The organism is Streptomyces sp. NBC_00483 (assembly GCF_036013745.1).
Taxonomy (GTDB): Bacteria; Actinomycetota; Actinomycetes; order Streptomycetales; family Streptomycetaceae; genus Streptomyces.
In genome coordinates, this window is record NZ_CP107880.1 from 3,062,962 (window position 1) to 3,077,173 (window position 14,212).

A 14,212-nucleotide genomic window follows, 5' to 3' on the forward strand; every position below is an offset into this window, starting at 1 on the left:
GAGCACGAACACACCATGAGCGTCAGCGTCGAACCGGACCCTCCCTCGGAGGGACCTCCTTCGGAGGGGCTTTCCTCGGAGGGGCCGGCACAGCCACGCAGACTCCGTACCGTTCCGCACCCGCCCCCCGCGGCCGCGATCTCCCTGCGGGATCGCGCCCGCGGGGCGCTCCTCGGCCTCGCCGTCGGTGACGCGCTCGGCGCGCCCGCGGAGAACATGAAGCCGTCCCAGATCCGCGAACGCTGGGGCCGCATCGAGGGGTTCGTGTCCGCCGACCCGGCCGGCACGGACGACACGGAGTACGCGATCTTCTCGGGCCTGCTCCTCGCCGAGCACGGCGCGGGCCTCACCATCGGGCACGTGGAGAAGGCCTGGCACACGTGGATCGCCGACCGTGACGAGGGCCCCTTCAAGGGAGCCGGCTTCAGCGAACGCGGCACCCTCGAAAACCTCCGCCGGGGTCTCGCCGCCCCCATCTCCGCCCAGCACCGGCACGCCTGGAGCGACGGCCTCGCGATGCGCGCGGCGCCCTTCGGGGTGTACGCGGCGGGCCGCCCCGCGGAGGCGGCCCGCCTGGTGTCGATCGACGGCACGGTGTCGCACGACGGGGAGGGCATCCACGGCGGCCGCGCGGTCGCGGCGGGTGTGGCAGCGGCGATGGTGAGCCACAACCCGGACGCGGTGGTCCAGGCGGCGCTCTCGGTCGTCCCCGAGGACTCGTGGACGGGGCGCTCCCTGCACCGCGCGGTCTCCACGGCGCGGCGCGCGCGCCGCGACCCGGACGGCACGCAGCTCTCCATGGAGCGGGCGGTCCGCAAGGCCGTCGTCATCGGCGGCTACCCGTGGACGGACCTCGCCCCCGAGGCGGTCGGCCTCGCGTTCGGCGCGTTCGCGGTGGCCCGCGGCGACTTCCGCGAATCGGTCCTCACGGCGGTCAACATGGGCCGCGACGCGGATACGACGGCGGCGGTGGCGGGCGCGCTGGCCGGTGCCCTGTGCGGCGAATCGGCGATCCCCTCGCACTGGGCGACGGCGATCGGCCCGGTCCGCGGCAGCTGCCTCCCCTCCATGGCAGGCCGCCACGTCCTGGACGTGGCCGACCGCTTGACCCCACCTCCGCCGGACCGCGAGGGGGCGGTGGCATGACCGCCGACCACACCTCGGGTCTCCGCCCCGGAAACGGGGCCGCATCCACCAATCAAGCCCCTGCGGCACGCCCAAGCGCAGGTCCGGACATTCAAGCCCCTGCGGCGATTGAGCAGCGGGGCCCGGGGCAGAGCCCCGCGAGCGGGGCAACATCCGCCAATCAAGCGTCTGCGGCGCACTCAAGCGCAGGTCCGGACATTCAAGCCCCTGCGGCGATTGAGCAGCGGGGTCCGGGGCAGCGCCCCGCGACCGCAACCGCATCCGCCGCCACCGGCGCCGACCGTATCGAGGGGCTGCTCCTCGGAATCGCCGCAGGGGACGCGGCCGGGTGGCCCTCGGGGCGACACCGCGCGGCACGGCTCCCGGACTGGACGAGACGCCTCACCCGCGAACTGGACACCTTCGCGGAGCAGAACGCCACCACCACCCTCCCCGTCCCCATCGCCCTGAACCAACCCCCGGAACCCCTCCGCCTCGGCCCGTCGGACGACGCCGAATGGGCCGCGTTCACCGCACACGCCGTCCTCGCCGCCTACGCCCACGGCCTCGGCGACCTCCCACCCGACCACCGCGTCCGCTCTTCCCTCTCCCTCGCGTGGAACACCCTCTCCGACGAGATCGCCGCGGCAGCGGCCCGCGCCGACGAGATCGAATCCGCCGACATCCCGCTGCGCGCCCGCATCTCCGTACGCGCGGGCCTCGGCAACCTCGCCGCGGGCCTGCGCCCACCCGCCACCGGCCACGACAACCCGCACTACTTCGACGACGCCGCCTGCGTCCGCGCCGCGGTCCTCGCGGTCGTCCACCCCGGCCAGCCCGAACTCGCCGCGGAACTCGCCGAGTTCGACGCCCGCTACACCCAGGACGGCGACGGCGTGCACGGCGCCCGCGCGATGGCGGCCGCCGTCGCCACCGCACTCGGCGGCGCGGACGTCGACGCCTGCGTGGACGCCGCACTCGCCCAACTCCCCGCCGGCACCGAGATCCACCGCAACGCCCACAGGGCCGTAGAGCTCGGACGCGCCGCCGCGGCGGCCCGCCCAGGACAGCCCGGCAACGCGTTCGCGCTGGTCCCCGTCCTGGAACACGAGATCGTCGACCACGTCTACAGCTACGGCATCGCTGCGGCCGAGACCGTCCCGGTGGCGCTCGCCATGGCGACGGCCGCCGCAGGCTCGGTCACCGAGGCCGTACCCACCGCGGCCTGCCTGTCCCGCGTCGCCGACTCGGCGCCGGCCCTGACCGGCGCCCTCACCGGCGCGATCGGCGGCGCGGACGCGCTGCCGCACACCTGGCGGGACGCCTGCGACATCCTCGCGGGCTGCGCGCTGCCGCAACTCGCGGGAACCCAACTGACGACCGTGGCCGACCGGCTCGCCCGCGCCACCTCGAACTCCCTTGCAGCGGAAGGAACTTCAGCATGAGCTTGGAAGACCGCACCACCGGCGCCCTGGTCGGCGCGGCCGTGGGCGACGCGCTCGGCGGCCCGGTCGAGGGCTGGACACCGGAGGCCATCGCGGAGCGGCACGGCGGCCGGGTCCGCGGCATCGTGGAGCCGTTCCACAAGGACGACTGGAAGACGGCACGGCCCATCGCGCCGTACCACAAGGGCGACGGCCACGTCACCGACGACACCCTCATGACACACGCGCTGATCCGCGTCTACGAGAAGGTCCGCGACCACCTCGACGCGTACGCGGTCGCCGACCACCTGGTCCCCGACCTCATCACAACTCCCCGCTGGATCCCGGAACTCGAAGCGGAGGCCCTCCCCCTCCAGCGCCTCTTCCTCGCCGAGAAGTGGATCGTCGCGCGCATCCACTACGGGCACGTGGACCCGCGCGAGGCGGGCGTCGGCAACATCGTGAACTGCGGTGCGTCGATGTACATGGCCCCCGTAGGCGCGGTCAACGCGGGCAACCCGCTGAAGGCGTACGAAGAGGCACTCGATGTCGCCGGGGCCCACCAGAGCTCGTACGGCCGCGAGGCGGCAGGCGTCTTCGCGGCGGCGGTCGCGGCGGCGTACAAGCCGGGCGCGACGCCGGAGTCGGTGGTCGAGGACGCCCTCGCCCTCGCCAAGGACGGCACGCGGTCGGCGATCGAGGCGGTCTGCGAAGTGGCCGCCCGCTACGACGACTTCGAGGACGCGCTGAAGCCGCTGCGCGAGGCGGTCACCCCCTTCGACACGGTCGGCCCCGAGTACCGCAAGCCCTCGCTCGGCGCCCGCCGCCCCTCCCGCCTGCACGCCATCGAGGAACTCCCGGTCGCCCTCGGCATGCTCCTGGTCGGCCGCGGCGACTTCCGGCACACCGTGCTCGGCTCGGTCAACTACGGCCGCGACTGCGACTCGATCGCCACGATGAGCGGGGCGATCGTCGGCGCGCTGTACGGGGAGGGGGCCGTGCCCAAGGAGTGGAGCGCCGAGATCGCGCGGGCCAGCAAGCTGGACCTGCACGGTCCCGCGGCCTCGCTCGCGCGGGTCACGCGTGAGGTGTACGCGAAGGACGTGGACCGGCGCCGGGATCACGATGCCGCGTTCGCGGCGGTGGCGGGGCTGTGATGCTCCGCGTCACCTGGGTGCAGCCCGAGGATCTGATCGGCCATGAGTTGCGTCAGGCGGCGCAGGACGGCCGGGACGCGTCCGCGGTGCGGGACCGCTGGGTGGCGGCGGGCGGTCACCTGGCGCCCGACCGCGCCGGCGCGTCCGCCGTCCCGGCGTCACCCGAACTACGCGCCCTGGCCGAGCACTTGCTCGACGAACTCGCGACGCTTAGCTCACCGCTACCGGAGCCGACGGACCTGTCGGCGATCGAATCCGCAACGAAGGACTCTCCCCCACCCCGCCCCTTCCCGAAACTGGGGGCTCCGCCCCCAGACCCCCGCTCCTCAAACGCCGGAGGGGCTGAATACCCAGCCCCGCCGGCGATTGAGGCGGCCCGTCCGGCAGGACTTTCGGGAAGGGGCGGGGTGGGGGATCGCCTCCACGCCGCCTGGCTCGGCCGAGCCGTCGGCTGCCTCCTCGGCAAACCCGTGGAAAAGCTCCCGCTCGAGGGCATCCGGGCCATCGCCCGGTCCACCGGGAACTGGCCGCTGAGCGGCTGGTTCACGGAGGCCGGCCTGGACCCGGAGCTCGCCACCCGCTACCCGTGGAACCGCCGCAGCGCCCCCACCTCCCTCGCCGAAAACATCAACGGCATGCCGGAGGACGACGACCTCAACTACCCCCTCCTCGCCCTGCTGTTGATCCAGCGCCACGGCACCGACTTCACCACGGCCGACGTCGCCAAGCTCTGGCTCGACGAGCTCCCCGCGGGCCGCACCTTCACCGCCGAACGCATCGCCTACCGCAACCTCCTCACCGGCCTCGAACCCCCGCACACGGCGACCCACCGCAACCCCTTCCGCGAATGGATCGGCGCCCAGATCCGCGCCGACGTCTTCGGCTGGATCGCCCCCGGCGACCCGGCCCTCGCGTCCCGTCTCGCCCATCGGGACGCCGTTCTCACGCACACCGCGAACGGCGTGTACGGCGCGATGTTCACGGCCGCCACCATCGCCACCGCCGCTACGGGCACGGCCGACGTACACACCGCGCTCCGATCCGGTCTCGCCGTCGTACCACCGCAGTCGCGCTACGCCCAAGCCATCAACCTCGGCATCGAACTGGCCGCGAAACACCCGGACTTCGACACCGTCGTCGACGAGCTGCACGCCGCCTACGCCGACCACCACTGGGTCCACGTCCTCCCCAACGGGGCCCTCCTCGCAGCCGCCCTCACCCACGCCGACGGCGACTTCGAGGGCTCCATCTGCCGCGCGGTGTCCGGCGGCTGGGACACCGACTCCAACGGCGCGACCGCCGGCTCGATCGCGGGCCTGCTCGCCGGTCACCCCGAAGCGCTCGGCGACCGCTGGACGCATCCGCTGAAGAACCGCCTGTCGACCTCCGTCGCCGGCTTCGACGGCATCGGCTTCGACGAACTGGCCCGGCTCACCCTGGAGGCCCGCACATGACGAACCCTCAACAGGACACTTCCAAGGGCCCGTTGACCGGCCTGCGCGTCCTCGATCTCGCCACCCTCTTCGCCGGGCCGATCTGCGCCACGATGCTCGGCGACTTCGGCGCCGAGGTCATCAAGGTGGAGCACCCCCGCAGGCCCGACCCCTCCCGCGGCCACGGCCCGTCCAAGGACGGCATCGGCCTCTGGTGGAAGACCCTCGGCCGCAACAAGAAGAACCTCACCCTCGACCTGTCATCGCCCGGCGGCCGCGAGATCCTCCTCAAGCTGGTCGCCGAGTCCGACGTCGTCATCGAGAACTTCCGCCCCGGCACCCTGGAGAAGTGGCACCTCGGCTGGGACGAGCTGAGCGCCGCCAACCCGCGCCTGGTCCTCGCCCGCGTCACCGGCTTCGGACAGTTCGGCCCGTACGCGCGCCGCCCCGGATTCGGCACGCTCGCGGAGGCGATGAGCGGTTTCGCCGCGATCACCGGACAGCCCGACGGGCCGCCGACCCTCCCGCCGTTCGGCCTCGCCGACTCCATCGCCGCGCTCGCCACCTCGTACGCGATCATGGCGGCGCTGCGCGGACGCGACACGACGGGCCGCGGCCAGGTCGTCGACATGGCGATCATCGAGCCGATGCTGTCGATCCTGGGCCCGCAGGCCACCTGGTACGACCAGCTCGGCTACGTCCAGCCGCGCACCGGCAACCGTTCGACGAACAACGCCCCGCGCAACACGTACCGCACCCGCGACGAGAAGTGGGTCGCTGTGTCGACCTCCGCGCAGTCGATCGCGGAGCGTGTGATGCACCTGGTGGGACGGCCCGAGTTCATCGACGAGGAGTGGTTCGCGACGGGCTCGGGCCGCGCCCAGCACGCCGACGAACTCGATGCGGCCGTCGGCGGCTGGATCGCCTCCCACACCCGCGACGAGGTGGTCGCGGCCTTCGAGAAGGCGGAGGCCGCCATCGCCCCGATCTACGACATCCGCGACGTCCTGGCCGACGAGCAGTACCAGGCCCTCGACTCGATCACCGAGCTCCCCGACCCGGACCTCGGCACGGTCAAGATGCAGAACGTCCTCTTCCGCCTCTCCGAGACCCCCGGCTCCATCCAGTGGACGGGCCGCCCGCACGGTTCGGACACCGACGAGATCCTGGACGGCCTCGGCCTGTCGCAGGCGGACATCGTGTCCTTGCGGGAGGCTGGTGCGGTATGAGCGAGTCGCTGGAAAAGACGTTCCTGACCTGGCTTTACGTGCCCGGGGACCGCCCCGACGTCGTCGCCAAGGCGCTCGGTTCGGGCGCCGACGTCGTCCTGGTCGACCTGGAGGACGCGGTCGCCCCCGACCGCAAGACGTACGCGCTCGACGCCACCGTCGAACTCCTCGCCGACAAGCACAAGACACCGGTGCACGTCCGCGTCAACGCGCTGGACGGCCCGCTCGCCGAGCAGGAGGTACGCCGCCTCACCCCGCTCCCCGGCCTCGACGCGCTGCGCCTGCCGAAGGTGGGCGGCCCCGCGGACCTGACCCGCGTACAGGACTGGGCGGTCGAAGTGCCGCCCCTGTACGCCCTGTTGGAGTCGGCGACGGGCGTCGAGCACGCCTATGACATCGCCGCGCACCACGCCGTGCACGGCATCGCGCTCGGCGAGGCGGATCTCCGCGCCGACCTCGGCGTCACGGACGCGGCGGGCCTCGCGTGGGTGCGCGGCCGGGCCGTCGTGGCGGCCCGTGCGGCCCAATTGCCGCCACCGCCGCAGTCCGTCTACCCGGACGTCCGCGACACGGAGGGCCTGGCCCGGTCCTGCGCCGAGGGCCGCGCCCTGGGCTTCCTCGGCCGCACGGCGATCCACCCCCGCCAGCTCCCGGTGATCGAGGAGGCCTTCCGCCCGACCGAGGCGGAGGTGCGGGCGGCCGAGGAAATCGTGTGCGCGGCGGCCACGGAGGCGGGCGCCCTGGCCCTCCCGGACGGCCGCTTCGTCGACGCGGCAGTGGTCGCGGCCGCGCGCAGAACGCTGAGGCTGGCCCGATCGAGCCCGTCATCGAGCGCGCTCTAGGACATCAGGCACAAGCAAAGGGCGCCGAACCAACTGGTCCGGCGCCCCATGGACGTACAGCCGAAGACCGTCAGGTCTTCTTCGCCTCGCTCTTCGCCTCGCTCTTCGTGAGGTCGACGTCGTCCTCGACGGCACTGTCACCGTCACCGTCGCTCTCGTCCTCCGAACCGTCGGAGACCCCCGGCTCGACGACCTCCTCGCGTCCGGGACGCTTCTTCGAGGACACCACCATGTAGATCACCGCGAGTACGAAGACACCCAGCGCCGTCCAGTCGTTGAGCCGCAGGCCGAGGATGTGGTGCGCGTCGTCCACGCGCATGTACTCGATCCAGAACCGGCCCACGCAGTACGACGCGACGTACAGCGCGAACGCCCGCCCGTGCCCGAGCTTGAACTTCCGGTCGGCCCAGATGACAAGCAGCGCGACGCCGATGCACCACAGCGACTCGTACAGGAACGTCGGGTGGTACGTGCCCGGCACCCGCCCGTCCGTGTCCGAGGTGATCTTGAGGGCCCAGGGCACATCGGTGGCCCGGCCGTACAGCTCCTGGTTGAACCAGTTGCCCCAGCGGCCGATGGCCTGGGCGAGGGCGATACCGGGCGCGATCGCGTCGGCATAGGCCGGCAGCGGGACGCCGCGGCGGCGGGCCCCGATCCAGGCGCCGACCGCGCCGAGCGCGATGGCGCCCCAGATTCCGAGGCCTCCCTCCCAGACCTTGAAGGCGTCCACCCAGTCACGGCCCTCGCTGAAGTACAGCTGGTAGTCCGTGATCACGTGGTAGAGGCGACCGCCGACCAGGCCGAAGGGCACCGCCCACACGGCGATGTCGGCGACCGTGCCGGGCCGCCCGCCGCGGGCGACCCAGCGGCGGTTGCCGAGCCAGACGGCCACGAAGACGCCGATGATGATGCAGAACGCGTAGCCGCGCAGCGGAATGGGTCCGAGATAGACCACTCCGCGCTCGGGGCTGGGAATGAAGGCAAGTTCCATGGCAGGTCCGACGCTACCGTGCCGGGCCGCGCGCACGGCGGGCAGCCCGGCAACGGCTGAGTAACGGCTCCGACTACTTGTTCGCGGCCTCGACCATCTTCTTGAACTTGGCCGGGGTCAGGCTCTGGTCCTCCAGGATGTTCTTGCCGTTGAGCAGCACGGTCGGCGTGCCCGAGTGGCCCGCGTCCTGGAACGCCTTGTACGACTTGTTCACCCAGCTGTCGTGCTTGCCGTCGTTCACACACGACTTGAACGTCGACGTGTCCAGGCCGTCGACCTTGCCCGCGAGCTCGATCAGCTTGTCGTTGTTCGCGAAGGCGTCGTCGGTCTCCTCCGGCTGGTTCTCGAACAGCACGTCGTGGTAGTCGCGGAACTTCCCGGCGTCCTGGGCGCAGCCCGCCGCGTTGGCCGCGCGCAGGGAGCCGGTGCCCTTCAGGTTCGAGTCGATGAGCGTGACGAGGTGGTACTCGACCTTCAGCTCACCGGAGTCCTCCAGCTCATGGATCGTCGACCGGTACGCGTCCTCGAAGCTCTTGCAGGCGGGACAGCGGAAGTCCTCCCAGACCGTGAGCGTCGACTTCGCGGTGTCCTCGCCCGCCGGGATCGCCAGCTTGTCCTTGCCGGTGGCGCCCTTGGGCGCGACCACCGGCCCGGCATCACTGGAACTGTCGTCGCCCGAATTCGCGGCGACCACCCCGATCACCGCGGCCAGGCCGAGCACGCACACCACGGTGGCGCCCACGATCAAGGTCCTGCGCCGCTTCTCAGCGGACTTCTGCTTCTGGCGCTCGGCGGCAAGGCGTTCGCGGGCCGCGCGCTTTCCCTCTCGGTTCTTCTCGCTCACACCAGCGCCAACGAACCGGGAAGGCACGAGCGTGCCTTCCCGGTCCGGTTTCCATCCGTATGGGTGACGTAACTCCCTGTTACTACGGGGTGGTTACTAGGCCTTGGCCCGTACGCCCGCGGCGAGTTCACCGGCGAGGGCGCGCACCGCTTCGAGTCCGGCCTTCTCGTCCGGGGCGTCCAGCATCCGCTTCACGAACGCCGAGCCGACGATGACCCCGTCCGCGAAGCCCGCGACCTCCTTGGCCTGCGTCGCGTTGGAGACGCCGAGGCCCACGCACACGGGAAGGTCGGTCGTGGCCTTGGTGCGCTCGACGAGTTCCTTGGCCTGGTTGCCGACGGACTCGCGGGTGCCGGTGACGCCCATCAGGGACGCCGCGTACACGAAGCCCGAACCGGCGGCCGTGATGGTGGCGAGGCGCTCGTCCTTGCTGCTGGGCGCGACGACGAAGACGGTCGCGAGACCGTGCTTGTCCGCGTGCTCGCGCCACACCGCCGACTCCTGCACCGGCAGGTCCGGCAGGATGCAGCCGGCGCCGCCCGCCTCGGCGAGCTCGGCGGTGAACCGCTCGATGCCGTAGCGGTCGATGGGGTTCCAGTACGTCATGACGAGGACCGGCTTGCCGGTGGCCTCGTGCGCCTCGCGCACGGTGCGCATGACGTCCTTGATCTTCAGGCCGCCGCGCAGCGCGATGTCGTCGGCGGTCTGGATGACCGGTCCGTCGAGCACCGGGTCGGAGTGCGGCAGGCCCACCTCGACCACGTCGGCGCCGCCGTCGAAGGCGGCCTTGATCGCCTCGATGCCGCCGTCGACGGTCGGGAATCCGGCGGGCAGGTAGGCGATGAGGGCGGAGCGGCCCTCGGCCCTGGCACCGGCCAGGGTGTCGTTCAACAGCTGTACGTTGCCGCTCACTTGGCATCCCCCTCGATCTCGGCCTGCTCGCCCTCGGCGTCCGCGGCGACGGCCGCGTCCGTGTCGTAGAGGCCGAAGTAGCGGGCCGCGGTGTCCATGTCCTTGTCGCCGCGCCCGGACAGGTTGACGATGATCAGCCCGTCCTTGCCCAGCTCCTTGCCGACCTCCAGCGCGCCCGCGAGGGCGTGCGCCGACTCGATGGCCGGGATGATGCCCTCGCTCTGCGACAGGAGGCGCAGCGCCTGCATGGCGGCGTCGTCGGTGACCGCGCGGTACTCGCCGCGGCCCGAGTCCTTCAGGTAGGCGTGCTCGGGGCCGATGCCCGGGTAGTCCAGGCCCGCCGAGATCGAGTACGGCTCGGTGATCTGGCCCTCCTCGTCCTGGAGGACGTAGGAGCGGGAGCCGTGCAGGATGCCGGGCTCGCCCGCGCTGAGCGTCGCCGCGTGCTCGCCGGTCTCGATGCCGTGTCCGGCCGGCTCGCAGCCGATCAGACGGACGTCGGCGTCCGGGATGAAGGCGTGGAACAGGCCGATGGCGTTGGAGCCGCCGCCGACGCAGGCGATCGCGGCGTCCGGGAGACGTCCTGCCCGCTCCAGGATCTGGCGGCGGGCCTCGACGCCGATGACGCGGTGGAAGTCGCGGACCATCGCGGGGAACGGGTGCGGTCCCGCGACCGTGCCGAAGAGGTAGTGCGTGCGGTCGACGTTGGCGACCCAGTCGCGGAACGCCTCGTTGATGGCGTCCTTGAGGGTGCGGCTGCCGGACTTCACGGCGATGACCTCGGCGCCCAGCATGCGCATGCGGGCCACGTTCAGGGCCTGGCGCTGGGTGTCGATCTCGCCCATGTAGATGGTGCACTCGAGGCCGAACAGCGCGCAGGCGGTGGCGGTCGCGACGCCGTGCTGGCCCGCGCCCGTCTCCGCGATGACGCGGGTCTTGCCCATCCGCTTGGTGAGCAGGGCCTGGCCGAGCACGTTGTTGATCTTGTGCGAACCGGTGTGGTTCAGGTCCTCGCGCTTGAGGAAGATCCGGGCGCCACCGGCGTGCTCGGCGAACCGGGGCACCTCGGTGAGGCTGCTGGGGCGGCCGGTGTAGTTGACGAGGAGGTCGTCGAGCTCGCGGGCGAACTCCGGGTCGTTCTTGGCCTTGTCGTACTCGACGGCGACCTCGTCCACGGCGGCGACGAGGGCCTCCGGGATGAACTTGCCGCCGAACGCGCCGAAGTAGCCCTCGGCGCTCGGGATCTGACCCTCGGGGTCGGGAATGAAGTACTCGCTGGGCATGCGTAACCCTCACGGTGAGTTGGGTGGTGACTGGTCGCCGTGGGGGCGTGGGTGGTCGCTGTCAGGCACGGTCCCGCGCCCCTTGATGGGGCCAAAGGTACGTACTCGACCGCGGGCGGCGATGACGCACGCGCCCGCGTGGCGGTGGCCGCCTGTGAGGTGGCCGTCTGTCCAGTGGCCGACTGTGAGGTGGCCGCCTGTCAGGAGAAACCCGCGCCCCTAAAGGGCGCCTCGCCATCGCATGCCGTTGATCTGGCCCGGCTCCGCGCCGATGTGGTACCTGACCCGCCTGCCGCGCACACGGCGCGCCGGAGCCCGGCAGCCGCGGGGGCGGCAACCGGGAGCGAGGCGGGAGGCAATGGCCATGGCGGAGAGTTTACCGTCCGTGCCGCAGGGCGGGGTGGGCGCCGGCGGCGACGAGGTCGGCGACGGCGGACTTCGGGTCACGGCCGGTCACCAGGGACTCGCCGACGAGGACGGCGTCCGCGCCCGCGTTGGCGTACGCGATCAGGTCGTGCGGGCCGCGCACGCCGGACTCGGCGACCTTGACGATGTGGTCCGGGATGTCCGGGGCGACGCGCTCGAAGGTGCCGCGGTCGACCGAAAGGTCCTTGAGATTGCGGGTGTTGATGCCGATGATCTTGGCCCCGGCGTCGATCGCGCGCTCCACCTCGTCCTCGTCGTGCGCCTCGACGAGCGGCGTGAGGCCGATGGAGACCGCGCGCTCGATGAGGGACTCCAGGGCGGGCTGCTCCAGGGCGGCGACGATCAGCAGCGCGAGGTCGGCGCCGTACGCGCGGGCCTCCCACAGCTGGTACGACGTGACGATGAAGTCCTTGCGCAGGATCGGGATGTCGACCTTGGCGCGGACGGCCTCCAGGTCGGCGAGCGAGCCACCGAAACGGCGCTGCTCGGTGAGGACGGAGATGACGGCCGCGCCGCCCGCCTCGTAGTCGGCGGCGAGGGCGGCAGGGTCGGCGATCGCGGCGAGCGCGCCCTTGGAGGGGCTGGACCGCTTGACCTCGCAGATCACCTTGACGCCGTCGCCCTTGAGCGCGGCAACCCCGTCCTTGGCCGGGCGAGCCTTCGCCGCGCGCTCCTTGAGCTCGTCGAGGCTGACGCGCGCCTGCCGCTCCGCAAGGTCGGCACGGACTCCGTCGATGATCTCGTCGAGCACACTCACGCGAGCGGACTCCTTTCCGGGCATCCCCTGGGTGTTCATCTGGTCCTTGTGAATGGTATCCGTCAATGGGCGAAGGTCCCGCATCCGGTTGACGCCGGTCCCACTACCTGGACAAACGCAGTTGATCAAGGGGTTAGGAAGCCACCGAAGGGCAGGTTCCGGACAACGGTGAAGGCGAGCACGACCCCGCCGACGATCCACAGCTGTACGCGGCCCAGCGCGAGGCTCACGGCCCTGCCGCGGGCCGCCCGCACCGCCCACACCGTCCAGATCACCGCGAACAGCGCGTAGCCGACGACGGCGAGGGCATTGGCCCCGAACGCGCCCGAGAGGTCCCCGTGCGCGACCGCGTGGGCACTGCGCAGCCCGCCGCAGCCGGGGCAGTAGGCGCCCGTGAGCTGGAGGAACGGGCAGGCCGGGTAGTGGCCGGGCTCATTGGGGTCGACGGCGCCCACGTAGGCGAAGGCGAGGGCGACGCCGCCGAGCACGCCGAGCGGGACGGCGAGTCGGCGCAGAGCGCCGGAACGGGGGGTCTTCTCGGTCTTCTCGGTCTGCTCCGACATCTCCACGGTCACCCGTGAATTCTGCATCCGCGGGCCCGGGACCGCTCCCCGGAAAACACGAAAGGGGCGGGACGGCCGGTCGGTCGGCCGCTCCACCCCTTTCGCGGGTATGTGCGAGGACTCAGGCCTCCGAGCCCGCGGGGCGCGCAGCCCCGGTGGACTTGAGCTGCAGCTCGGCACGCTTCGGCTTGCCCATGCCCATGGCGCTCATCAGGCCGCCGGCGACCGCGGCGATCGCCAGCAGGGCCATGCCGGCCCAGAAACCGGCGACGTTGCCGATCACCATGAAGGCGCCCGCGACACAGAAACCGATGAAGGCGATGATGACACCGGTCCAGGCGGCCGGGGTGTGTCCGTGGCTGCTGTCCGCCATGGCTTGCTCCTCGTTGCTTATGGCCTATGCGTACGCATGACGTACGACGTTCCCATCTATTGTCCCGCACTCGCGCACCAGCTCGGAACGCGGGGTCCGGGCCTACGTCCAGGACCTGGTCCAGGACCTATGCGCCGGTCGGGTCCTCGCCGCGGTCGAGGGCCTTCCAGAGCTCCTCGGGGCGGTCCGGGTCCACGGCCTTGGCGCGGCGGGTCCGCGGGGCGCCGGAGCGCTCGTAGCGGCCGCCCATCGACGGCCAGGCCGCGCCGTAGATCACGGCGAGGATCCCGGCGATCAGGATGAGTGCGCCGCCGGCCGCGGAGACGTACGGCCACGCGGTGTTGCTGAGCGCGTGGATGGTGGCGGAGGCGTCACCCGCGGCCTGCGCCGCCTTCTCGTCGAGCGCGGCGCTGTCACGCGCGCCGAGCACGGCGGCGGCGACGGCGCCCGCGCCGCTGAGCGCGAGCAGGAGGGCGACCAGGACGCGGCCGACCTTGCGGACCGCGAAGACGGCGACGAGCGCGGCGAGGCCCACTATGGCGAGGGCCGCGGGCACGCCCGTGACGTCGCTGCCCTCGGCGGTCAGCGGCAGCTTGCCGCCGGCGACGGCGGCGACGCCCGAGCACCACTCCTGCCGGGAGGCGAGCAGGGCGATCGCGGCTCCCGCGGCCCCGCAGAGCAGGGCGACGGCGAGGCTGCGCCGGCCATTCGGCGAGGAAGCAGCCGGCTCGGCCGGCTCGGCGGCATCGTTACGGGGGTGCGGTACAGCAGTCACGTACTCCACTATCGCCTGTCTGTACGGGTTTACGTGACCCGGGGGCCGGAGTCGTGCGTCACTTCACAGCGTCCGATG

At 72.0% G+C, this 14,212-nt stretch carries 15 protein-coding genes; 6 read left to right on the plus strand and 9 right to left on the minus strand.

Features of this window, described 5'->3' with window-relative positions; translation table 11 throughout:
* Positions 1–15 precede the first annotated feature (15 nt).
* The 6 genes from OHA73_RS13510 to OHA73_RS13535 are packed head-to-tail and all read left to right on the plus strand — an operon-like array spanning position 16 to position 7,210.
* On the plus strand, positions 16–1,146 hold the full coding sequence (locus OHA73_RS13510; protein WP_267070772.1) for an ADP-ribosylglycohydrolase family protein: 1,131 nt from the start codon (positions 16–18) through the stop codon (positions 1,144–1,146).
* Positions 1,143–2,570, plus strand: coding sequence for an ADP-ribosylglycohydrolase family protein (locus OHA73_RS13515; RefSeq protein WP_327655158.1), 1,428 nt, complete (start codon positions 1,143–1,145; stop codon positions 2,568–2,570). The genes OHA73_RS13510 and OHA73_RS13515 overlap by 4 nt, the downstream gene beginning before the upstream one ends.
* Complete coding sequence (locus OHA73_RS13520) at positions 2,567–3,706, plus strand: ADP-ribosylglycohydrolase family protein (RefSeq protein WP_327655159.1); 1,140 nt, start codon at positions 2,567–2,569, stop codon at positions 3,704–3,706. Before OHA73_RS13515 ends, OHA73_RS13520 begins: the two co-directional genes overlap by 4 nt.
* On the plus strand, positions 3,706–5,160 hold the full coding sequence (locus OHA73_RS13525; RefSeq protein ID WP_327655160.1) for an ADP-ribosylglycohydrolase family protein: 1,455 nt from the start codon (positions 3,706–3,708) through the stop codon (positions 5,158–5,160). The genes OHA73_RS13520 and OHA73_RS13525 overlap by 1 nt, the downstream gene beginning before the upstream one ends.
* Positions 5,157–6,368 (plus strand): CaiB/BaiF CoA transferase family protein, encoded by a 1,212-nt coding sequence (locus tag OHA73_RS13530; protein ID WP_267070768.1) that lies wholly within the window; start codon positions 5,157–5,159, stop codon positions 6,366–6,368. Before OHA73_RS13525 ends, OHA73_RS13530 begins: the two co-directional genes overlap by 4 nt.
* Positions 6,365–7,210, plus strand: a complete 846-nt coding sequence (locus OHA73_RS13535; RefSeq protein ID WP_267070767.1) for an HpcH/HpaI aldolase/citrate lyase family protein — start codon at positions 6,365–6,367, stop codon at positions 7,208–7,210. The genes OHA73_RS13530 and OHA73_RS13535 overlap by 4 nt, the downstream gene beginning before the upstream one ends.
* Positions 7,211–7,280: 70 nt before the next feature.
* On the opposite strand, the gene lgt is transcribed toward OHA73_RS13535, so the two are convergent.
* From lgt to OHA73_RS13580, 9 genes are all read right to left on the minus strand, one after another.
* Positions 7,281–8,201, minus strand: coding sequence for a prolipoprotein diacylglyceryl transferase (gene lgt, locus OHA73_RS13540; RefSeq protein ID WP_267070766.1), 921 nt, complete (start codon positions 8,199–8,201; stop codon positions 7,281–7,283).
* A 73-nt stretch (positions 8,202–8,274) separates the two neighbouring features.
* The gene (locus OHA73_RS13545; RefSeq protein ID WP_266720659.1) at positions 8,275–9,045 is read right to left on the minus strand and encodes a DsbA family protein; all 771 of its coding nucleotides are present in this window, start codon (positions 9,043–9,045) and stop codon (positions 8,275–8,277) included.
* 96 nt (positions 9,046–9,141) lie between these two features.
* Complete coding sequence (trpA, locus tag OHA73_RS13550) at positions 9,142–9,957, minus strand: tryptophan synthase subunit alpha (protein ID WP_267070765.1); 816 nt, start codon at positions 9,955–9,957, stop codon at positions 9,142–9,144.
* Positions 9,954–11,240 carry a tryptophan synthase subunit beta gene (trpB, locus tag OHA73_RS13555; protein ID WP_266720656.1) on the minus strand — a complete coding sequence of 429 codons (1,287 nt, stop codon included), beginning with the start codon at positions 11,238–11,240 and terminating at the stop codon, positions 9,954–9,956. The genes trpA and trpB overlap by 4 nt, the downstream gene beginning before the upstream one ends.
* A 219-nt stretch (positions 11,241–11,459) precedes the next feature.
* Positions 11,460–11,606: a tryptophan biosynthesis modulator TrpM gene (gene trpM, locus OHA73_RS45750; RefSeq protein WP_425835010.1), complete on the minus strand. Its 147-nt coding sequence runs from the start codon at positions 11,604–11,606 to the stop codon at positions 11,460–11,462.
* A 10-nt stretch (positions 11,607–11,616) separates the two neighbouring features.
* Positions 11,617–12,423, minus strand: a complete 807-nt coding sequence (trpC, locus tag OHA73_RS13565; RefSeq protein ID WP_266720654.1) for an indole-3-glycerol phosphate synthase TrpC — start codon at positions 12,421–12,423, stop codon at positions 11,617–11,619.
* A 125-nt stretch (positions 12,424–12,548) separates the two neighbouring features.
* Positions 12,549–12,986, minus strand: coding sequence for a DUF2752 domain-containing protein (locus OHA73_RS13570; protein ID WP_267072926.1), 438 nt, complete (start codon positions 12,984–12,986; stop codon positions 12,549–12,551).
* Positions 12,987–13,107: 121 nt separating this feature from the next.
* Entirely contained in the window at positions 13,108–13,359 is a 252-nt protein-coding gene (locus OHA73_RS13575) for an HGxxPAAW family protein (RefSeq protein WP_267070764.1), read from the minus strand.
* Positions 13,360–13,486: 127 nt separating this feature from the next.
* Entirely contained in the window at positions 13,487–14,143 is a 657-nt protein-coding gene (locus OHA73_RS13580; RefSeq protein ID WP_266720652.1) for a TIGR02234 family membrane protein, read from the minus strand.
* Between the last annotated feature and the right edge of the window lie 69 nt (positions 14,144–14,212).